A 19,853-nucleotide genomic window follows, 5' to 3' on the forward strand; every position below is an offset into this window, starting at 1 on the left:
CTCATTCCGCGGCCCGGTAGGCCTCGCGGTAATGCTCCATCTGCATCCGCGCGGCGAGCACGGCGTTCTTCATCAGCGTCGCGACCGTCACCGGCCCGACCCCGCCCGGAACCGGCGTGATCCAGCCCGCCACCTCGGCGCAGCTGTCGAAATCGGCGTCGCCCACGGTCTTCGGCCCGTCCGGCCCCTCGATCCGGTTGATGCCGATGTCGATCAGCGCCGCCCCCGGCTTCAGCATCTCCCCGGTCACCAGCCCCGGCCGGCCCGCCGCCACGAAGACCGCGTCCGCCTGCCGCGAATGGACCGAGACCTGCCGCGTCATGTGATGGCAGACCGTCACCGTCGCTCCGAGCCCCATCATCAGGAAGGCGATCGGCTTGCCGACGATCTCGCTGTGGCCGATCACGGTCACGTCGAGCCCCTCGATCTTCAGCGGCAGCGTCTTCAGGATCTCGACGGAGGCGACCGCGGTGCAGGGCCCAAGTGCGAGGTCGTTGTAGACGATGTTCCCGATCGAGGCCGGGTGCATCCCCTCCACGTCCTTCAGCGGGTGGACCGCGCGCTGCAGCGCCTTCACGGGGATATGCTGCGGCAGCGGCCGCTGGATGATGATGCCGTTCACGCGCGGATCGGCATTCAGCCCCTGCAGCACGCCGGTCAGCTGCTCCAGGCTGATCGTGTCGGGATAGTTCCGCGCCTCGAAGCCGACACCGGCGCGCTCTGCCTGCCGGCTCTGGTTGCGGACGTAAAGCTCGGCGGCCGCCACGTCGCCGACCGAGATCGAGACCAGGCGCGGCGCCCAGCCCTCGTTCGTCAGCGCCGCCGCCTCTACCCGCGTCGCCGCAAGCATCCGTGCGGCGATAGCCTTGCCGTCAATGACCGTCGCGCTCATGCCGCATTCCCTTCCGGGGCCGAGGCCCCCAGTTCCACTTCCTCGCGCGCGATCGACCATTCGATCAGCGCCCGCCAGACCGTTTCGGCAAGCTCGGGGTCCAGCCCCGCGTCGCCCGCCGCCTCGCGCACGTTGGCCACCACCGCCTCGACCCGGGGCGTGATGCGTGCCTGCATCCCCTCGCGCGGCTTCAGCGCGACAGCCCGGTCGATCATCGCCGCCCGCCGTGCGAGCTGACCGACGATCGCGCGGTCCAGGGTGTCGATCTCGGCCCTGAGCTCTGCCATCGTGCCGATGGTCTCAAGATCTCTCATCGCGTGTCTCCTGTCCGGCCGCGCACGCCCGCACGCGCCCCGGATCTGCCGGAGAAGAGAGGGGACCGCAACCCTTCGGCAGCGGCCCCCCGTGTTGCTCTGACCTCAGAACAGGCCCTCGACGAAGCCCTCGTCGTCGATCCGGATGACCTCCGCGGCCGGCTGGCGCGGCAGGCCCGGCATGGTCATGATCTCGCCGCAGATCGCGACGATGAACCCGGCCCCGGCCGACAGCCGCACCTCGCGCACCGGCACCGAATGGCCCGTCGGCGCGCCGCGCAGGTTCGGATCGGTGGAGAAGCTGTACTGGGTCTTGGCCATGCAGACCGGCAGGTTGCCGTAGCCCTCGTCCTCCCAGGCCTTCAGCTGGGCGCGGACCGACTTGTCGGCCAGCACCTCGTCGGCGTGGTAGATGCGCTTGGCGATGGTCTCGATCTTCTGGAACAGGCCCATCTCGTCGGGATAGATCGGCGAGAAATTGGCGCTGCCGCTCTCGGCAAGTTGAACCACCTTCTTGGCCAGGTCCTCGATCCCGGCGGAGCCCTGCGCCCAATGCTTGCAGAGGATCGCCTCGGCGCCCTGGCTCGCGACGTAATCCTTCACCGCCTGCACTTCGGCCTCGGTGTCGGTGACGAAGTGGTTGATGGCGACGACGACCGGCACGCCGAAGCTCTTCACGTTGGCGATGTGACGGCCGAGGTTGGGGCAGCCCTTCTTGACCGCCTCGATGTTCTCGGTGCCGAGGTCCGCCTTCGCCACGCCCCCGTTCATCTTCATCGCGCGGACGGTGGCGACGATCACGGCTGCGTCGGGCTTCAGCCCGGCCTTGCGGCACTTGATGTCGAAGAACTTCTCGGCGCCCAGGTCGGCGCCGAAGCCGGCTTCGGTCACGACGTAGTCGGCCAGCCGCAGCGCGGTGTTCGTCGCGATGACGGAGTTGCAGCCATGCGCGATGTTGGCGAACGGGCCGCCGTGGACGAAGGCGGGGTTGTTCTCCAGCGTCTGCACCAGGTTCGGCTGCATCGCGTCCTTCAGCAGCACGGTCATCGCGCCATCGGCCTTGATGTCGCGGCAGTAGACCGGGGTCTTGTCGCGGCGGTAGGCCACGACGATGTCGCCCAGCCGCTTCTGCAGATCGTCGAGGTCATTGGCGAGGCAGAGGATCGCCATGACTTCCGAGGCCACCGTGATGTCGAAGCCGGTCTGGCGCGGGAAACCGTTCGCCACGCCGCCGAGGTTCACCACGATGTCGCGCAGCGCGCGGTCGTTCATGTCCATCACCCGGCGCCAGACGATGCGGCGCGCGTCGATCTCCAGCTCGTTGCCCCAGTAGATGTGGTTGTCGATCATCGCCGAGAGCAGGTTGTGCGCCGAGGTGATCGCGTGGAAGTCGCCGGTGAAGTGGAGGTTCATCTCCTCCATCGGCACGACCTGGGCCATGCCGCCGCCCGCCGCGCCGCCCTTCATCCCGAAGTTCGGACCCAGCGAGGCCTCGCGGATACAGATCATCGCCTTCTTGCCGATCCGGTTCAGACCGTCGCCGAGGCCGACCGTCGTCGTGGTCTTGCCCTCGCCCGCGGGCGTCGGGTTGATCGCGGTGACGAGAACCAGCTTGCCGGTCTTCTTTCCTTCCAGCGACTTGATGAACTCCTGGCCGACCTTCGCCTTGTCATGGCCGTAGGGCAGCAGGTGCTCGTCCGGAATACCAAGCTTCGCGCCGATCTCCTGGATCGGCTTCTTCTTGGCTTCGCGGGCAATTTCGATATCGGTTTTCACGGCCATTTCCATCTCCCTGCCGCCCGGCGCCATTGGCGTTCGGGCCCTGAACTGCCCCGGCTATACCGGCCCGTCCGGTGACGGGGAGGGGCGATTCCGACCCGTTCCGCTCCAAATTCGCCAGAGCCGGTTTCCGATCCGACACCGGCGCATCTGATGGAAGATTTATTCCGACAACAGAATTTTTATTCTGCCGCCTGGCGCGCCCCACGCGCCTCGCCGATATACGCCCAGGCGGGCTGATCCGGCACGAAAAGCCGCAGTTGGTCGCCGATTTGCAGCCGCCCCTCGCGCTCCACCCAGGCGGTGATGCCGCGCCGGCCTGCGGCCGCGGGCTTGAAGGCGCGCCCCTTGCCCGGGCGGGCGGCCTCGATCACCTTCGCGGGAAGCTGGCAGGGCCGGTTCTCCATGTCGACGACCAGCGTCACCCCGTCCGGCCCCTGCAGCCGCGCCGAGGGCGGCAGGTGCGAAAGGTCCGGCATCCCCTCGACCACCACCGTCGCGCCCAGCCAGGCCGGGTCGATCGCGTCGAGTTCCATCGCCGCCGCGATCGCGGCAAGGTCCTCGGCCGAAACCACGGTGAGCTGCCGCGTATTGCGGATCGACGTGTCGCGAGGATAGAGCGCCGCGACGCGCGAGCAGGCCGGGCGCGTCAGCCCGCCATGCGCCTCTCCCACGGGGCCGTCAAAGCCCAGCTCCAGCCTCTCGACCGGGGCAGAGGCCAAGGCCGCGTCCCTGTCGGCCACGGTGCCAAGCCAGGTGACGGTGGCGGCGAAGCGGGTCGGGATCAGCGCGGGCATCAGTCGGGCACCCTCAGCGTGAAGAACGTGCGGCGGAACGGGAAGAGCGCGCCGCCGTCCGGCAGCAGCGGATAGGCGACGGAAAGCGCCTCGTCATAGGCGGCCGTGAACGCCGCGGCCTCGGCAGGCTCGAGCCGCTCCAGGAACGGCCGCATCGCAGTCGACTCCGTGAAGCGCCGCACCGGATGCGCGCCCTCGGTGGGGGCGAGGCGCTGGACGTATTCCGTCTCCCAGGCCGTGACCTCGCCGAGCGGCGAGAGCATCCGCCAGTACCCCTCCGCCGGCAGCACCGGCGCCTGCCAGCCGCTGAAGTCGAAACGATCGGGATGGCGCGAGGTGGCGATGTCGCGCAGGAAGCGGTGCGAGGGGGCACCGTATTGCCGGGGCATCTGCACCGCCAGCACGCCTCCCGGGGCAAGGTAGCCTGCCAGCCGCGTCATCAGGGCCTCATGCGCGCCGAGCCAGTGCAGCGCGGCGTTGGAGAAGATCAGCGCCGGCGCGTGGCGCGGCGCCCAATGGGTGATATCCGCCTCCACCAGCACGTCGTATCGCCCGGTCTCCGCCGCCTTGGCGAGCATGGCCGGCGAATTGTCCACCCCGATCAGCGCGTGCGACGAGAACCGGCTCCCGAGCGTCTCCGCCACCGGCCCGTTGCCGCAGCCGAGATCGATCACAGCCCCTTCGGGCAGACCATGGACCTGGGCGGCAAGGTCGCGCGCCGGGCGCAGGCGAAGATCGGCGAAGCGGGCATAGCGCTCCGGGTTCCAATCGAACGAATTCTCGGACATGGCAGCCTCCCCCTCAAGCGCCGCGCGCACTATCGCAGCCCGGGCGGAGAGGTCAACGGGGGAGCAGGATCAACGACCGCCCCCTGCCCGAAACAGCGGGGCGCGAGCCCCGCCGGGCCAGCGCCCGTCCGCCCCCGTCGCACCTTTGGTGCGCCACGAAACATCGGCACGCCTTCGGCGTGACGGCGGGCGCTATTGGTGAGGTCCCGCCCCGGCACGACGAAGGGGTTCTTTACGCCATAAACGGACAGACCCCAGCCGCAGCCAGCTCCCACCCGCGGACGCTCCCTTGCCCTCTTCCCCGCCCGGATCGGTACCTGCGCATTCATTGCGCACCTTGCCCCCGAAATGAAAAAGGCGGGCCCGAAGGCCCGCCCCCTGCCCCGCCGCTCAGGTCAGCGGCTCGGGCTCCATTCCGCCCTCCGCCTTCGGCGGCTTGGGCTTGGTCTTCGGGATCGTCGTCAGGCTCGGAGAGCCCGGCGCATTGTTCTCGTCGTCGCCGCGCCCCAGGGGCTCGCCGCGGATCACGCGGCCGATCTCCGGCCCGGTCAGCGTCTCGTATTCCAGCAGCCCCTGCGCCAGCCGCTCCAGATCCTCGGCCTTGTCGGTCAGGATCTGCTTGGCCCGCGCATAGCCTTCCTCGACGATCTTGCGCACTTCCTCGTCGATCAGCTCCATCGTCTCGGGCGAATGCGCCGCCCCGCCAGAGTAGCTGCCCAGGTAGCTCTGCTGCTCATTGGCATAGTCGATGTTGCCCAGCCGGTCGGCAAAACCGAACTGCGTCACCATCGCCCGCGCGATCTTGGTCACCTGCTGGATGTCCGAGGCCGCGCCCGAGGTCACGTTTTCCTTGCCGAAGATCAGCTCCTCGGCAACCTTGCCGCCCATCGCCATGGCGATCTTCGACTTGTACTTGGTGTAGGTGACCGAAAGCTGGTCCCGCTCCGGCAGGCTGAGCACGAGGCCCAGCGCCCGGCCGCGCGGAATGATCGTCGCCTTGTGGATCGGGTCGTGCTGCGGAACGTTGAGGCCGACGATCGCGTGCCCCGCCTCGTGATAGGCGGTCAGCTTCTTCTCGTCCTCGGTCATCACCATGGAACGGCGCTCCGCCCCCATCATGACCTTGTCCTTCGCGCTCTCGAAATCCTCCATCGTCACGAAGCGCCGCCCGACCCGCGCGGCCATCAGCGCCGCCTCGTTGACAAGGTTCGCGAGGTCGGCCCCCGAGAAGCCCGGCGTGCCGCGCGCGATGATGCGCAGGTCGACGTCCGGCCCCAGCGGCACCTTGCGCGCATGCACGGACAGGATCTTCTCGCGGCCCTTGATATCGGGGTTCGGCACCTGGATCTGCCGGTCGAAGCGGCCGGGGCGCAGCAGCGCCGGGTCCAGAACGTCCGGCCGGTTGGTCGCGGCGACGATGATGATCCCCTCGTTCGCCTCGAACCCGTCCATCTCGACCAGAAGCTGGTTCAGCGTCTGCTCGCGCTCGTCGTTGCCGCCGCCGTAGCCCACGCCACGCGACCGCCCGACGGCGTCGATCTCGTCGATGAACACGATGCAGGGCGCGTTCTTCTTGGCCTGCTCGAACATGTCGCGCACGCGGCTTGCGCCGACGCCCACGAACATCTCGACGAAATCCGAACCCGAAATCGTGAAGAACGGAACGCCCGCTTCGCCCGCGATGGCGCGCGCCAGAAGCGTCTTACCGGTGCCGGGCGGGCCGACGAGCAGCGCGCCCTTCGGGATCTTGCCACCGAGGCGAGAGAACTTCTGCGGGTTTCGAAGGAACTCGACGATCTCCTCCAGCTCCTCTTTCGCCTCGTCGATGCCCGCCACGTCGTCAAAGGTCACGCGGCCCTGTTTCTCTGTCAGAAGCTTGGCCCGTGACTTGCCGAAGCCCATGGCCCCGCCTTTGCCGCCCCCCTGCATCCGGTTCATGAAGAACAGCCAGATCCCGATCAGCACGATGAACGGCAGCCATACGCCGAGGAGCGACATGAAGCCCGACTGTTCCTGGGGCTTTGCATCCACGATCACATGCTTGGCCAGCAGCTTGTCGGTGACGTTCTCGCCCTGCGGCTTGATCGTCATGTATTGCGAGCCGTCCTTGCCGCGCACCATCACCCGCTCGCCATCGAGCGTGACGCTGGACACATCGCCAGCGTCGAGCTTCTGGATGAAATCCGAATAGGCGACGGTCCGGGTGGCCATCGTCGTTTCCGAACCGCTGAACAGGTTGAAGAGTGCCAGGATCAGAAGAAACAGAACGACCCAGAATGCGATATTACGCGCGTTGCCCACGGGGCTCCTCCTTACAGGCGACAGACGGGATCACTCCCGCACGGGCCGCCGTTATGCTTGCCTCTAAAATAGAGATTAGTCCGGGGCGTTCAATGCGATAAAATCGTGGAGAAATAGTCTTCGCCTCCCCGCGCCAGTTCTGCACGCCATCCCAAGGCCTTGCCGGCCAGCGGCGCGGCGACCAGCGCACCCTCCCGCCAGATCGCCGGCGCGGACAGAAGGCTCGCCCGCGGCAGACCCGCCTCCCGCCAGTCTGGGCAGAGCACGATCCCCGCCTCGCCCAGCGCGCCCACTTCGAGGCCCGAAAGGTCGGTCTCCTCCGGTGCCACGACCCGCCAGCGCCGGTCCCACAGCGCGCCGGGCGCCGACCGCAATTCCTTGACCGCCTGCAGCTCGCGGCAGATTCGCAGCGTGCCCCCCTTGCGGAGGATCTGGCAGCCGTGCAGCGTCATCTCGCGGCCCGCCTCGATCGCGCGCAGCCCCTCGGCCAGGCTCTCGTGCCGCGGGCCGTAATCGGCCGAGGCGACCCAGCTCAGCGCATGGCTCAGAAGCCGGCGCTTCAGCTCGGCGGGAAGGGCAAGAAGGCCCTCGCGCGCCATCACCACGTCGCCCGCCTCCACCACGGCGATCCGGCGCGCCGCCGCCTGGGCCGCAAGCTCCAGCGCTTCCCGCGCCTCGCCAAGGCGTTGCGTGGTGGCCAGAAGCGCCGCGGCATCTATGCCGAGGGGTGCCAGCGCCTCAATCACCTGCCGCACCTGCACCCGCAGGAAACGCGGATCGGCGTTGGAGGGGTCCTCGACCCAGCCATGCCCGCCCGCGCGCAGATAGTCGCGCAGCTCCTCGCGGCCCGCGCCAAGAAGCGGGCGCACCCAGTCCACGCCCCCGGCGCGCCGCCGCGCGGCCATTGCCGAAAGCCCGTCGACGCCCGCGCCGCGGGCTAGCCGCATCACGAAGGTCTCGGCCTGATCGTCGGCGGTATGGGCCAGCGCCACGGCGTCGAGGCCCTCATCCAGCGCCCAGTCGGCCAGAAGCCGGTAGCGCGCCCGCCGCGCCTTGTCCTGCAGGTTTCCGCTTCCGTCCCAGCCCGACCAGGTCAGGGTGCGATGGGCCACGCCCATCCCCTCGCAGACCTCGGCCACCATCGCCGCCTCCGCCCGCGCCGCGGGCCTCAGGCCGTGATCCACCGTCGCCGCGCTGACCGAGGCGCCCCCGGCCCGCGCCCAGCCGCGCGCCAGATGCAGCAGCGCCATCGAATCCCCGCCGCCGGAAACGGCAACGCCCAGCCGGTTGATCCGGCCGGGCGGCAGGGCAGCCTTCATCAGGGCGGCAAGCCGGTCCCCCTTGCCCGTCGGCCCGTCCACCGTCACTTACACCCGAGCGACTGCATCGCCTGCGCGGCATCCACCACCGCGCCCGAGCTCGGGTAGCGGACCGAGACCTGTCCCAGCGTCGTGCAGGCGTCCTTGGTCTGGCCCAGCTTGCCGAGGCTGACACCCAGCTTGGTCAGCGCATCGGGCGCCTTCGGGCCCTTGGGGTAGCTCGAGAAGCTGTTCAGATAGGCCCGCGCCGCATTGGCGGTGTCGCCCATCCGGCTCAGCGCCTGGCCGCGCATGTAAAGCGCCTCTCCGGTCAGCTGCCCGCCGGTATAGGTCTGCGCAAAGGAGGCGAAGAGATCGGCCGCCTTCTTGAAGTCGTTGGCCTCGTAAGCGGCCTTGGCCTTGTCGAAATCGGCCTGCTCGCCCACGGCCAGCGGCGGGCCGCTCTGCCCGCTCTGGTCGGTCGCGTCGCCGCCGCTCCCCGCCGCCGGGGCCGCGGCCGTGGTGCCCGTCGCCGCCGCACCCGCACCGGCGCCAGCGGCCGCGCCGGCGGCCGGCATCGTGCCGCCGCCGATCGGGGTCGCCTTGCCGATCTTCGAGGTGTCGCCGCCCAGCGCATCGGTCAGCCGGAACTGCAGGTCGGCGATCCGGTTGGTGCCGTCGGTCACCACCCGGCTGATCCGGTTCTGCAGCGCCTCGGTCTGCGCCGTCAGCTGCTGCAGCTCGGCCTCGATCGCGTTGATCTGGTCCGGCACGGCAGAGCCCGCGGGCAGGTTGATCACGGTCGTGCCGGTGGGCTGAAGCTCCTGCTTCAGCCCCTCGACCTCTGCCTTGACCCGGTTGAGGTCGGCCTGGATGTCGGCCAGCGTCTGTCGGTCCGGCTTGGGCTTGGCCTGGCTCGGGCTCGCGCTCTTGGCCCCGCCGGCCTGCGTCGTCGCCGTCTGGGCAAAGGCCGCGCCCGAAAGCGCGACCCCTCCCGCGAGGGCCGCCATCGCAAGGATGGCGGCTGCCGATCCGATCCGGCGCATCATCCCCCTCCTCAGCCGCCGGCACCCTGTGACAGGACGGTCACTGCGCGGCGGTTCTGCGACCAGCAGCTCTCGTTGTCACAGGTCGCAACCGGGCGTTCCTTGCCGTAGCTGATGGTACGGATCCGGTTCGAGGCCACACCATGCGCAATCAGGAACTGCGCCGCGGCAGAGGCCCGCCGCGCGCCCAGGGCGAGGTTGTATTCCTCGGTCCCGCGCTCGTCGGTATGGCCTTCCTCGATGATCTTGTACTCGGGGAACTTCGCCAGCCAGGCGGCCTGCTTGGTCAGCGTCGCCTGCGCCTCGGGCGAAAGCGTCGACTGGTCAAGCGTGAAGAACACCCGATCGCCGACGCGCTGGTTGAAATACGCGATCGAGGCGGGGTTGTTCACATCGCCGAGATTGCCCGAGGAGATCCCCCCCGCGCCCCCGGCCCCGCCAGCGCCACCCGCGCCACCGGCGCCGTAGCGGTTGGGGTTGTTACAGGCGGCCAGCCCCAGCGCCGCGACCAGGAGAAGTGCCTTGTTCGTCCACTGCATTTCCCATTCCTTTGTGCTACGGGCCTTTCAGGCCACTATACCATGTTTGCGCAGACTTGTTGAACCATCGCTTCGCGACCGCCCGCGCGGCGGCCGCGACCTATTTCCGCAGCGGCCCCCAGGACGGGTCCGAGGCGCCGCCCTGCGTCGGGACGGGCTTCAGGTTGCGTCCGGAGACGTCGACGGAATAGATCTGGGGCATGCTGTCCGATCCCGGTGCCTCGCGCGTGAACATGATCACGCGACCGTTGGGCGCCCAGGTCGGACCCTCGTCAAGAAACGAAGCCGTGAGCAGCCGCTCGTCGCTCCCGTCGGGCTTCATGACACCGATGTAGAACCGGCCCTGATCCTGCTTGGTGAAGGCGATCAGATCGCCGCGCGGCGACCAGACAGGGGTGGCATACTTGCCCGGCCCGAAGCTGATCCGCGTCGCGCCGCCGCCCCCGGCGGACATGACGTAGATCTGCTGCTGGCCCGAGCGGTCACTCTCGAACACGATCCGCGACCCGTCGGGCGAGTAATCCGGCGCCGTCTCGATCGAGGGCGCCTGGGTCAGCCGCTGCGTCTGCCCGGAGGAGAGGTTGATCGAATAAAGGTCGGTGTTGCCGTCCCTCTCCAGCGAATAGACCGCCGAGCGCCCGTCGGGCGAGAACCGCGGCGCGAAGGTCATCGTGCCGGGCTGGTTGTCCAGCCGCCGCTCCTGCAGCGTGGCAAGGTCCATCATGTAGACATGCGGGAAGCCCGACTGGTAGCTGACGAAGATCACCCGCTGGCCGTCCGGCGAGAAGCGCGGCGCCAGCACGATCGAGCGGCCATCGGTCAGATAGCTGGTGTTGGCCCCGTCGTAATCCATGATCGCGAGGCGGCGCACCCGGTTCGTCTTCGGCCCGCTCTCGGCGACATAGACCACGCGGCTGTCGAAATAGCCGCTCTCGCCGGTGATGCGCGAATAGACCGCATCGGCCACCTTGTGGGCCATCCGCCGCCAGGTATCGACCGGGCCCGCGAATTGCAGCCCCTCGCCCAGCGGCGCGCCGTTGAACACGTCGAAGAGGCGGAACTTCACCACCACCTTGCCGCCCTGCACGCTGACGGCGCCGGTAATCAGCGCCTGCGCGTTGATCGCCTTCCAGTCGGCGTAGCGCACCGGCGCATCGAAATTGGTGACCTTCGAGATGAAGGCCGAGGACGGGATCTGCCGGAAGAGCCCGGTTCCCGTCAGGTCGTCGGCGATCACCCCGGTGATCTGCTGGGCGACCTGCGTCGCCGCCGCGCCATCGGCGATGAACGCGGGAAGCGCGTAGGGCAAGGGTTCGATCACCCCCTGCGTCAGACGCAGCTTGAGGGGCGCCGCCTGGGCCGCCGGGGCGCCGGGCAACGCTAGGCCGGCCAGCGCCAGCGCGAGGATAAGGGCGAGGGGCCGTTTGAACATCATTGGAGCCTCATTCCTTTGGGATCGAACACCATCTGGATATCACGCCATTCCTGGTATTTCGCGGGAGGAAGATTGAAGCCGAGGTCGCTGCCATGCAAGATCGCGGTCCTCGCCTTGCGATAGGCGATCTGTTGCGCCGTCTGGTTGCCGCCTTCGGCAGAGACCAGCTTGATCGTCGAGGGGATGACCTTGCCGTCCGGGCTCAGCTGAAAGTCCACGGTCACCGTAACATCGGCCGAAGGCGAACCCGGATCGATGATCCAGGTGCTCTTGAGCGTGCTCAGAAGCCCCTCCGTATCGGCCGCGCTCACCGGCGGGCCAAGGTGGGTGGACTTGCCCTGCCCGCCCTCGGTCACGCCCGCGCCATTGGTCGCGGACATCGCGGCGGCCAGCGCGGCGTCCACCGCCGAGCTGGTATCGGGCTTGGCCTTCTGCGGCTTGGCCTTCTCCGGCTTGGCGGGCTTCTCGGCCTTCGCCACCTTCTCTTTCGGCGGCTGGGCCGGGGCGGCCGGCGTCTCGGGGCGCAGCTCCGGCCGCGGGCTGACCTTCGGCGCGGTCGACTGGCCGGTCAGCGCCTTGGCCTGCTTCGAGGCCTCCGGCACGATCTGGGTCGAGGCCTCCTTGGGCGCCTGGGCCTGCTTCGGCTTCTGCGGCTTGGCCTGCGTCGCGGTCTTCTCCGGGGCGGCCTCGGGCGTCGGCACGGGGGCGACCGCGGCATCCGGCGCGGGCGCCGGCGCCGGCGTGGGCGCAACCCGCTGCGAGGCCTTGGGCGGCGCAGAGGTATGCACGTCCGGCGAAAGCGTCGCGGCGGCCGGCGGCTTCTCGGGCGTGGGCGCCTTGAGGAATTTCGGCGGCTGCACCCGCGGCTCGGCCGAGGTGATCTGCGGCAGCTTGTCGGGCTTCGGCTCCTGCTTCGGTTTCGGCGCGGGCTTGGGCGAGACCGCCGGCGTGTCCGGCTTCGGCGCCTTCGCGGGCTTGGTCTCCTTCGCCGCCTCCGGCGATTTCACCTTCGTCTGCGGCCGCGCCGGCGGCGGTGCCGCGGCGGCGGTCAGCTGCGCGAACTGCTTGTTCGTGATCAGCGAGACGTCGGACACCTGGATCGGCGGCGCGTCGTTATGCGCGGTCAGGTAGCCCCCGAACAGGAGCCACAGGATCAGGCCGACATGCCCGATACCCGAGATGATCGTCCCTGTGCGCATGGCAGGTGCCTAGCCACCCGTTCCGTTCAGCTTCGGCCCGTTCGGATCGGTGACGAGCCCGATATCGCGGAAACCCCCGGCGTTGAGCGCCCCCATCACCTGGGCGACCCGCGAATAGGGGATCGACCCGTCCGCCCTGAGATAGACCTTGCGGTCCCGCCGCTCCGCCGCCACCGCCCGGAGCTTGGGGACCAGGTCGGTCTCCGAGATCTCGGTCGTCTGCAGCATGATCTTGCCGCCTTTGGCGAGCGTGATCGTCAGCGGCTGCTCCTTCTCGGTGGGCAGCGCCGTCGCCGCCGTCTTCGGCAGCTGGATCGGCACGCCCACGGTCAGCAGCGGCGCCGCCACCATGAAGATGATGAGAAGCACCAGCATCACGTCCACGAAGGGCGTGATGTTGATATCGGCCATCGGGCGGTTGCGCCTGCGCCGCCGCCCCCGGCGACCGCCCCCGCCGCCTGCGCCCATGACCCCCGCGCCCATCGCTCAGGCGTCCAGCTGGCGCGAGAGGATGGTGGCGAATTCGTCGGCGAAGGCCTCGTAGCCCGAAACGACCCGCTCGCTGTCGGCGTTGAGCTTGTTGTAGAAGATCACCGCCGGGATCGCGGCCAGCAGGCCCAGACCCGTGGACAGCAGCGCCTCGGCGATGCCCGGCGCCACCACGGCGAGGTTGGTGTTCTGGCTGATCGCGATCTGCTCGAACGCGTGCTTGATCCCCCAGACCGTGCCGAAGAGCCCGACGAAGGGCGCGGTGGAGCCGACGGTGGCAAGGAAGGCCAGCCCCCGGTTCAGCTCCTCGCCTTCCTTGGCGATCGCCACGTCCATCGAGCGGTCGATTCGCGCCTGCGCGCCGGCGATCAGCCCGCCGTCCTGGCGGTGGCTGCGGCGCCATTCCAGCATGCCCGCGGCAAAGATCTTCTCGCTCGCGCCATCCGGCTGGCTGCCGATCTTCTCGAAAAGCTCGTCCAGCGGCTCGCCCGACCAGAAGGCGCGGTCGAAGATGCCCGCCTCGCCACGCGCGCGGCGCAGCCCGATATGCTTCTGGATGATGATGGCCCAGGACCAGAAAGATGCCAGCAACAGCAGGATCATCACGAATTTCACCGTGATGGTGGCACGCATGAAGAGCGCCAGCATCGAAAAGTCGAGCGCCTGCGCATGCGCAAGTGTCGTCGTATCCATAGATGTCTGCCCGTACGAGGTGAGGCCGCTCTTGCGGCAGCCTTTATTACCACTGATTCTATCTTGCTTTTAGGCAGAATGCCAACACATGCGTGTGACGCGGCATTAACTTTCCTGCAGCCCCGCCATGCGCTGGCGAAGTTCCGCCGGGATGCGCGCGGCGCCCTCCGGCCCGACCGCGACAAGCGTCACCCGCGCCGCGAAAAGCCGCTCGCCGCCCCGCAGCACCGCCTGGTCCAGAAGGATCCGCGCCCCGGTCACGCCAGCCACCCGCGTCTCGACCTCCAGCTGGTCGTCGAACCGCGCCGGGCTGAGGTAATCTGCCTCCAGATGCCGCACGGCAAAGACGATCCCCGCCTCCGCCTTCAGCACCCGCTGATCCACGCCCATCTCGCGCACCAGCTCGCTTCGGGCCCGCTCGATGAACTTGAGGTAATTTGCGTAATAGACGATCCCGGCGAGGTCGGTATCCTCGTAATAGACGCGAAGGGCGAAGCGATGGGACATGCCGCAGGCCTACCCCGCCCGCCCCGCCCCGGCAAGCGCCGCCGCACGCCCCGCACCTCACCCCGCGGCCATCCGCGCGGCCAGCCGCAGCGCGTGGCTCGCATCCCGCGCCTCGGCAGGCATCACCGGGTCATAGACCGCCCGGATGACCGAGGCGATCTCGGGCCGCAGCACGACATGCCCGCCCGCCTCGCCCAGCGCCGGCATGTCGTCGAAGGCGGTATCGGACCACAGAAGGATCACCTGCGCCGCCTGCGCGAGCGCCAGCACCTCGGCCGGAACCTCGGCCAGCGCGGCGTCCATCCTCAGGAACACGAAGGCCGCCCGGATCGCGCCGGTCTCGTCGAAGCGGAAGACGCGGTACTGGTTGGCGCCGGCCTCCGTCAGCCGCACCACCAGCGGCGCCAGATCCTCCACCAGCCGGTCGAGGTTCGGCACGCCGAGCAGTTCGCCCCAGTCCCGGCAGAAGAACACCATCAGGTTCGCGCCCAGCTCCGGATCGGTCTCCGCCATCCTGTGCCCGGCCAGTGCCACGACAGCCTCGATGGCCCCCTTCACCACGCCGAGCGTCGCCGCCTCCACCCCGAAGACCACCGGCACGATCGGCCGCCCCCAGCGCGCGCAGAGGTAGGACCCGTCCGACCGCGTGAAAAGCGCCGCCACCTCATCGGCCGTCATCGCATCCCTCCCTGACACTCCGCCCCGGCGGAAAGGCCGGGCGCCTCCGGCGGGAGTATTTTCGCCAGGAAAAAGCCGCAACCCCCCGCGTCCCGTTTCCTGGCCCGAAACCTCCTGCGGCGCCTGCCGCCCGCTCAGACCATCGAGGGGACGACCTGGTCCGGCGGCCGGTGGCCATCGGCAAAGGTCTTGATGTTGATCAGCACCTTCTCGCCCATCTCCACCCGCCCCTCGACGGTGGCAGAGCCCATATGCGGCAGCAGCACGACATTCGTCAGCTCCCGAAGCCGCGGGTTGATCTCGTGCCCATGTTCGAAGACGTCGAGCCCCGCGCCCGCGATCTCCCCGGCCCTCAGCATCCGGGTCAGCGCATTCTCGTCGATCACCTCGCCGCGCGAGGTATTCACGATCACCGCCGAGGGCTTCATCAGCTTCAGCCGCCGGGCGTTCAGCAGGTGGAAGGTCGAGGGCGTATGCGGACAGTTGACGCTGACGATGTCCATCCGGCTCACCATCTGGTCGAGGCTCTCCCACCAGGTCGCCTCCAGCTCCTCCTCGATCTCCGGGCGCAGGCGGCGGCGGTTGTTGTAATGGATCTGCAGCCCGAAGGCGCGGGCCCGCCGCGCCACCGCCTGGCCGATCCGGCCCATGCCGAGGATCCCCAGCCGCCGCCCGCCAAGCCGGCCGCCCAGATGCGCCATCGGTGCCCAGCCGCGCCAGTCCCCGCGCTGCATCTCGGCAAGGCCCTCCGGGATCTTGCGGATCACGGCAAGGATCAGCGCCATCGCCATGTCGGCGGTATCCTCGGTCATCACGCCGGGGGTGTTGGAGACGAGGATGCCCCGCTGCCGGGCCGAGGCCACGTCGATATGATCCACCCCCGCGCCGTAGTTGGCGATCAGCTTCAGCTTCTCGCCCGCCTGCGCCAGAAGGCCCGCGTCGATCTGGTCGGTGATGCAGGGCACCAGCACGTCGGCCCGCTGCATCGCCGCCGCCAGCGCCGCGCGGTCCATCTTCACATCCGCCTCGTTCAGCTCGACGTCGAAAAGCTCCCGCATCCGCGTCTCGACCACCTCCGGCAACCGTCGCGTCACGACAACACTCAGCCGCTCTGCGGGCATCGTCCTCTCCTTCGGCTTGCATCCGGGCCCTTGCATGGCAAACTGGCGCATAGAGCGGCGCGGCACAAGCGCCGCCGGGCAGAGCATCCGGAGAACCGGAAGGGCCAAGGGCGCATCGCACCAATGCGCGGGCCCGGAGAAAGGCAGGCAAGGGTGATGAAGAGACGAGATTTCCTGGCGTGCTCCGCCGGAGCGGCGGCGGCGTGCCTGGGTCTTCCGGCCGGCGCGGTGGAGCTTGGTCCCGTCACCCACCTTCCGATCCCCCGCTTCGTCTCGCTCAGGGGTCACAAGGGCTATGCCCGCCGCGGCCCCTCGCTGACCCAGCGGATCGACTGGGTCTTCACCCGCGAGGGTATGCCGCTCCGCATCACCGGCGAATTCGACCACTGGCGCCGGGTGGAGGACAAGGACGGCCTCGGCGGCTGGATGCATTACACGCTGATCTCCGGCGTGCGCACCGTGATCGTGACCAAGCCCATGGTCATCCTGCGCGCCCTGCCCGACAACAAGGCCCCGATCACCGCCAAGGCGGAGCAGAACGTGATCGCCCGCCTCCATGCCGCCCGCCACGACTGGTGCCGGATCAGCGCCGATGGCGATGGCGGCTGGGTCGAGAAAACCGCCGTCTGGGGCGTCGGCAAGACCGAGACCTTCGGCTGATCCCGGCGCCCGCCCGGAACCACGGTTTCTCCCACGGTTTTCCCCACGGCTTTCATCGCGTCGCGCGCATTTTGGGGCTGCAGAGCCTGCGCCGGCCGTGCTAGCCCGGCGTTCCCTTCATCGCCGATCCGCTTTACCCTGCCGATCCGTTGCCCCAGACCGGAGCCGCCCGACATGTCGCTTTCGCCCGGCACCCGCCTGAACGCCTCCGCCGGCCTCGCCTCCTCGACCATGGCGGGCATCCTCGTGCTCCTGAAGCTCTGGGCGCTGGCGCAGACCGGGGCGCTGAGCGTGGCGGCCTCGCTTGCCGACAGCGCGATGGATTTCATGATCTCGCTCGGCGCGTTCCTGGCGATTCTCTATGCCGCCCGCCCGCCGGACGAGGATCATGCCTTCGGCCACACCTCGGCCGAGGATCTGGCCGCGCTGGCGCAGTCCGTCTTCGTCACGGTGACCGGCGGGGTGATCGGCTGGGCCGCCGCCGCGCGTCTGCTGTCGCCCGCGCCGGTGGAGCTGCGATCGGAAGGGGCGGGCATGGCGGTGATGGCGCTTTCGATCCTGATGACCGGCGCGCTTCTGGTCTGGCAGCGCCGGGTGGTGCGGCGGACCGGCAGCCGCGTGGTCGCGGCGGATGCGCTGCACTACGCGGGCGACCTGGTCTTCAACCTCGGCGCGCTGATCTCGCTCTGGGCGGCGGCGGCGCTGGGGCTGGGGCAGATCGACTCGGTAGTGGGGCTGGGGGCGGCGGCGCTTCTGATCTTCGGCGCGCTCCGGGTCGGCCGCGGCGCCTGGGACGCGCTGATGGACCGCGCCGCCGATCCCGAGATCGAGGCCGGCATCGCCGCGATCGCCGCCACCTGGCCCGGCGTGCACGGCTATCACGACATCAGGACCCGCACCGCCGGCTCGCGGCTCTTCGTGCAGATCCATATCGAGCTCGACGGCGACCAGCCGCTGTCGGAGGCCCATGCCATCGGCGCCTCCCTCCGCCGCGCCATCCTCGAGGCCTACCCGCAGGCCGACGTCATCATCCACAAGGATGTCGCCCGGGGCTGAGATCCCGCCCCATAGGGTGCGCATTCATTGCGCACCGAACCGCCCCACCACCGGTTAACGCGGCCTTACCCGACCGCGCCGGAATACGGTGCTATTACGGTGCGAAAGCGGTGCCCGATCGGTGCCCCGCAGGCAGCCTCAGACAGGCTCCAGCAGCCCCCGGCCCTTGAGGAGCGGCTCCACCCCCGGCATCCGCCCCCGGAACGCCCGGTAAAGCGCGTCAGCCTCCTCCGATCCGCCCGCCGAAAGCACGTAGCGTTCCAGTTTCTCGGCCACTTCCGGATCGAAGGCATCGCCCGCCTCCTCGAAGGCCGCGAAGGCGTCGGCATCCATCACTTCGGACCACATGTAGCTGTAATAGCCCGAGGAATAGCCGTCGCCCGAGAAGACATGGGCGAAATGCGGGGTGGCGTGGCGCATCCGGATCGCCTTGGGGATCCCCAGCGCGTCAAGCACTTCCGCCTGCTTCTTCATCGGATCCGCGGGCGCCGCGCCGTCGTGGAAGGCAAGATCCACCATGGCCGAGGCGATATATTCCACCGTCGCGAAACCCTGATCGTAAGTGCTTGCTGCCAATACCTTTTCCAGCAGCTCTTCAGGCATCGGCGCGCCGGTCTCGACATGGCGGGCATGGGCGCGCAGCACCTCCGGCACCTCCAGCCAGTGCTCGTAAAGCTGGCTCGGAAGCTCCACGAAGTCGCGGGCCACGGATGTTCCGGAAATGAAAGAATAGGTCACGTCCGACAGCATCTGGTGCAGCGCATGGCCGAATTCGTGAAAAAGCGTCCGCGCGTCGTCATAGCTCAGAAGCGCCGGCTCCCCCTTCGGCGGCTTGGCGAAATTGCAGACATTGGTGACGATGGGCCGGATCTCACCGCCCAGCTTCTTCTGGCTCCGCATGGCGGAACACCAGGCCCCCGACCGCTTCGATCCCCGCGCGAAATAGTCGCCAAGGAAGACCGCCATGTGCCGGCCCTTACGCGTGACCTCCCAGCCGCGCACGTCCGGGTGGTAGAACGGCCCCTCCAATTCCTTGAATTCAAGGCCGAAAAGCCGCCCGGCCACGTCGAAGGCGGCGCCGATCATCGCCTCCAGCCCAAGATAGGGCTTCACCGCCGCCTCGTCGAAATCATGCTCCGCCTTGCGGCGCTTCTCGGCGTAGTAGCGCCAGTCCCAGGCCTCCAGATCGCCGTTGATCCCATCGGCATGCATCATCTCCGTCAGCACCGCCGCGTCCGCCTCAGCCCGCGCCCTGGCCGGGGCCCAGACCTGGAGGAGGAGATCGCGCACCGCCTCCGGCCGCTTCGCCATCTCGGGCTCCAGCTTGTAGGCCGCAAAGCTCGGATAGCCGAGAAGGCTCGCCCGCTCCTCTCGAAGCTTCAGGATCTCTGCCGCGATGCCCCGGTTGTCATGGTCATTGCCGTTCGCGCCCCGTGCCACCCAGGCCTCATGGGCCTTCTCGCGCAGCTCGCGGCGCGGCGAGAACTGCAGGAACGGCACGATCAGCGAGCGGCTGAGCGTCAGCACATGCCCCGCCTGCCCCCGCTCCTCCGCGGCAGAGCGCGCGGCGGCCACCACGAAGCCCGGCAGCCCCTCCAGATCCGCCTCCGCAAGCGGCATCGCCCAGTCGCGCTCCTCCGCCAGCACATTCTGCGAGAAGGCGGTGCCCAGCACGGCCAGCCGGCTCTTCACCGCCGTCAGCCGCTCCGCCGCAGCACCGGTCAGCTCCGCCCCGGCGCGGACGAACATCCGCCGGTAGAGCGTCAGCACCCGAAGCTGCTCGGGTGTCAGGCCGAGGCTCTCCCGGCCCTGCCACAGCGTCTCGATCCGGGAAAAAAGCCCCTTGTTCATGGTCACTTCCGAGGAGAAGGCCGAGAGCTTCGGCGCCAGCTCGCGCTGCAGCGCTTCCCGCGCCGGGGTGCTGTCGGCGCCGGCAAGGTTGAAGAACAGCCCCGCAACGCGGTCAAGCGTGGCCTCCGCCTGCTCCATTGCCTCGATCGTATTGGCAAAGCTCGGCGCGGCGGGATCCGCGGCGATGCGGGCGATATTCTCGCGCGCCTCGGCCAGGGCGGTCTCGAAAGCGGGGGCGAAATCCTCGTCGCGGAGCTGGGCGAAGGGCGGCAGCGCGAAGGCGCCGGTCCAGGGGGTGAGAAGCGGGTTTGTCATGCGCGGTCTCCTTTGGACGACAAGCTAGGCGTCCTCAGGCCGAGAGACCAGATGCCTCGGCACGCCGGGGCCGCCGCTGCCTCCGGCGGGCGTAT

General features: G+C 68.9%; 19 protein-coding genes. 2 read left to right on the forward strand and 17 right to left on the reverse strand.

All coding sequences use genetic code 11. The annotated features are described in order from the left end of the window. Nucleotide 1: 1 nt before the first annotated feature. From EIP85_RS07385 to EIP85_RS07460, 16 genes are all read right to left on the reverse strand, one after another. Nucleotides 2-892 (reverse strand): bifunctional 5,10-methylenetetrahydrofolate dehydrogenase/5,10-methenyltetrahydrofolate cyclohydrolase, encoded by an 891-nt coding sequence (locus EIP85_RS07385; RefSeq protein ID WP_127901532.1) that lies wholly within the window; start codon nucleotides 890-892, stop codon nucleotides 2-4. After that, the gene (locus EIP85_RS07390; RefSeq protein WP_127901533.1) at nucleotides 889-1,206 is read right to left on the reverse strand and encodes a chorismate mutase; all 318 of its coding nucleotides are present in this window, start codon (nucleotides 1,204-1,206) and stop codon (nucleotides 889-891) included. The genes EIP85_RS07385 and EIP85_RS07390 overlap by 4 nt, the downstream gene beginning before the upstream one ends. 105 nt (nucleotides 1,207-1,311) lie before the next feature. Further along, nucleotides 1,312-2,988, reverse strand: coding sequence for a formate--tetrahydrofolate ligase (locus EIP85_RS07395; protein ID WP_127901534.1), 1,677 nt, complete (start codon nucleotides 2,986-2,988; stop codon nucleotides 1,312-1,314). 179 nt (nucleotides 2,989-3,167) lie between these two features. Continuing rightward, the gene (locus EIP85_RS07400) at nucleotides 3,168-3,782 is read right to left on the reverse strand and encodes an MOSC domain-containing protein (RefSeq protein WP_127901535.1); all 615 of its coding nucleotides are present in this window, start codon (nucleotides 3,780-3,782) and stop codon (nucleotides 3,168-3,170) included. Next, nucleotides 3,782-4,570 carry a methyltransferase domain-containing protein gene (locus tag EIP85_RS07405; protein WP_127901536.1) on the reverse strand — a complete coding sequence of 263 codons (789 nt, stop codon included), beginning with the start codon at nucleotides 4,568-4,570 and terminating at the stop codon, nucleotides 3,782-3,784. The genes EIP85_RS07400 and EIP85_RS07405 overlap by 1 nt, the downstream gene beginning before the upstream one ends. A gap of 390 nt (nucleotides 4,571-4,960) precedes the next feature. Continuing rightward, nucleotides 4,961-6,871: an ATP-dependent zinc metalloprotease FtsH gene (ftsH, locus tag EIP85_RS07410; protein WP_127901537.1), complete on the reverse strand. Its 1,911-nt coding sequence runs from the start codon at nucleotides 6,869-6,871 to the stop codon at nucleotides 4,961-4,963. Between the two features lie 89 nt (nucleotides 6,872-6,960). After that, complete coding sequence (gene tilS, locus EIP85_RS07415) at nucleotides 6,961-8,232, reverse strand: tRNA lysidine(34) synthetase TilS (protein ID WP_241559918.1); 1,272 nt, start codon at nucleotides 8,230-8,232, stop codon at nucleotides 6,961-6,963. Between the two features lie 2 nt (nucleotides 8,233-8,234). Continuing rightward, on the reverse strand, nucleotides 8,235-9,215 hold the full coding sequence (ybgF, locus tag EIP85_RS07420; protein ID WP_241559919.1) for a tol-pal system protein YbgF: 981 nt from the start codon (nucleotides 9,213-9,215) through the stop codon (nucleotides 8,235-8,237). Nucleotides 9,216-9,226: 11 nt separating this feature from the next. Beyond that, complete coding sequence (gene pal / locus EIP85_RS07425; protein WP_127901538.1) at nucleotides 9,227-9,754, reverse strand: peptidoglycan-associated lipoprotein Pal; 528 nt, start codon at nucleotides 9,752-9,754, stop codon at nucleotides 9,227-9,229. A 100-nt stretch (nucleotides 9,755-9,854) separates the two neighbouring features. Continuing rightward, nucleotides 9,855-11,186: a Tol-Pal system beta propeller repeat protein TolB gene (tolB, locus tag EIP85_RS07430; RefSeq protein WP_164871665.1), complete on the reverse strand. Its 1,332-nt coding sequence runs from the start codon at nucleotides 11,184-11,186 to the stop codon at nucleotides 9,855-9,857. Further along, nucleotides 11,186-12,388 (reverse strand): hypothetical protein, encoded by a 1,203-nt coding sequence (locus tag EIP85_RS07435; protein WP_127901540.1) that lies wholly within the window; start codon nucleotides 12,386-12,388, stop codon nucleotides 11,186-11,188. The genes tolB and EIP85_RS07435 overlap by 1 nt, the downstream gene beginning before the upstream one ends. Before the next feature lie 9 nt (nucleotides 12,389-12,397). Then, entirely contained in the window at nucleotides 12,398-12,871 is a 474-nt protein-coding gene (gene tolR / locus EIP85_RS07440; RefSeq protein ID WP_127901541.1) for a protein TolR, read from the reverse strand. 3 nt (nucleotides 12,872-12,874) lie between these two features. Beyond that, the gene (gene tolQ / locus EIP85_RS07445) at nucleotides 12,875-13,570 is read right to left on the reverse strand and encodes a protein TolQ (protein ID WP_127901542.1); all 696 of its coding nucleotides are present in this window, start codon (nucleotides 13,568-13,570) and stop codon (nucleotides 12,875-12,877) included. 105 nt (nucleotides 13,571-13,675) lie between these two features. After that, nucleotides 13,676-14,077: a tol-pal system-associated acyl-CoA thioesterase gene (ybgC, locus tag EIP85_RS07450; RefSeq protein WP_127901543.1), complete on the reverse strand. Its 402-nt coding sequence runs from the start codon at nucleotides 14,075-14,077 to the stop codon at nucleotides 13,676-13,678. A 57-nt stretch (nucleotides 14,078-14,134) separates the two neighbouring features. Beyond that, nucleotides 14,135-14,755, reverse strand: a complete 621-nt coding sequence (locus tag EIP85_RS07455; RefSeq protein ID WP_127901544.1) for a hypothetical protein — start codon at nucleotides 14,753-14,755, stop codon at nucleotides 14,135-14,137. A 134-nt stretch (nucleotides 14,756-14,889) separates the two neighbouring features. After that, nucleotides 14,890-15,876, reverse strand: a complete 987-nt coding sequence (locus tag EIP85_RS07460; RefSeq protein ID WP_127901545.1) for a 2-hydroxyacid dehydrogenase — start codon at nucleotides 15,874-15,876, stop codon at nucleotides 14,890-14,892. Between the two features lie 156 nt (nucleotides 15,877-16,032). On the opposite strand from EIP85_RS07460, the gene EIP85_RS07465 reads away from it, so the two are divergent. Continuing rightward, nucleotides 16,033-16,536: an SH3 domain-containing protein gene (locus EIP85_RS07465; RefSeq protein ID WP_241559920.1), complete on the forward strand. Its 504-nt coding sequence runs from the start codon at nucleotides 16,033-16,035 to the stop codon at nucleotides 16,534-16,536. Between the two features lie 174 nt (nucleotides 16,537-16,710). After that, on the forward strand, nucleotides 16,711-17,592 hold the full coding sequence (locus tag EIP85_RS07470; protein WP_127901547.1) for a cation diffusion facilitator family transporter: 882 nt from the start codon (nucleotides 16,711-16,713) through the stop codon (nucleotides 17,590-17,592). A 138-nt stretch (nucleotides 17,593-17,730) separates the two neighbouring features. On the opposite strand, the gene EIP85_RS07475 is transcribed toward EIP85_RS07470, so the two are convergent. Then, nucleotides 17,731-19,758, reverse strand: coding sequence for a M3 family metallopeptidase (locus EIP85_RS07475; RefSeq protein WP_127901548.1), 2,028 nt, complete (start codon nucleotides 19,756-19,758; stop codon nucleotides 17,731-17,733). Nucleotides 19,759-19,853: the final 95 nt, after the last annotated feature.

The sequence above is a fragment of the Solirhodobacter olei genome (assembly GCF_004010155.1).
Taxonomy (GTDB): Bacteria; Pseudomonadota; Alphaproteobacteria; order Rhodobacterales; family Rhodobacteraceae; genus Solirhodobacter; species Solirhodobacter olei.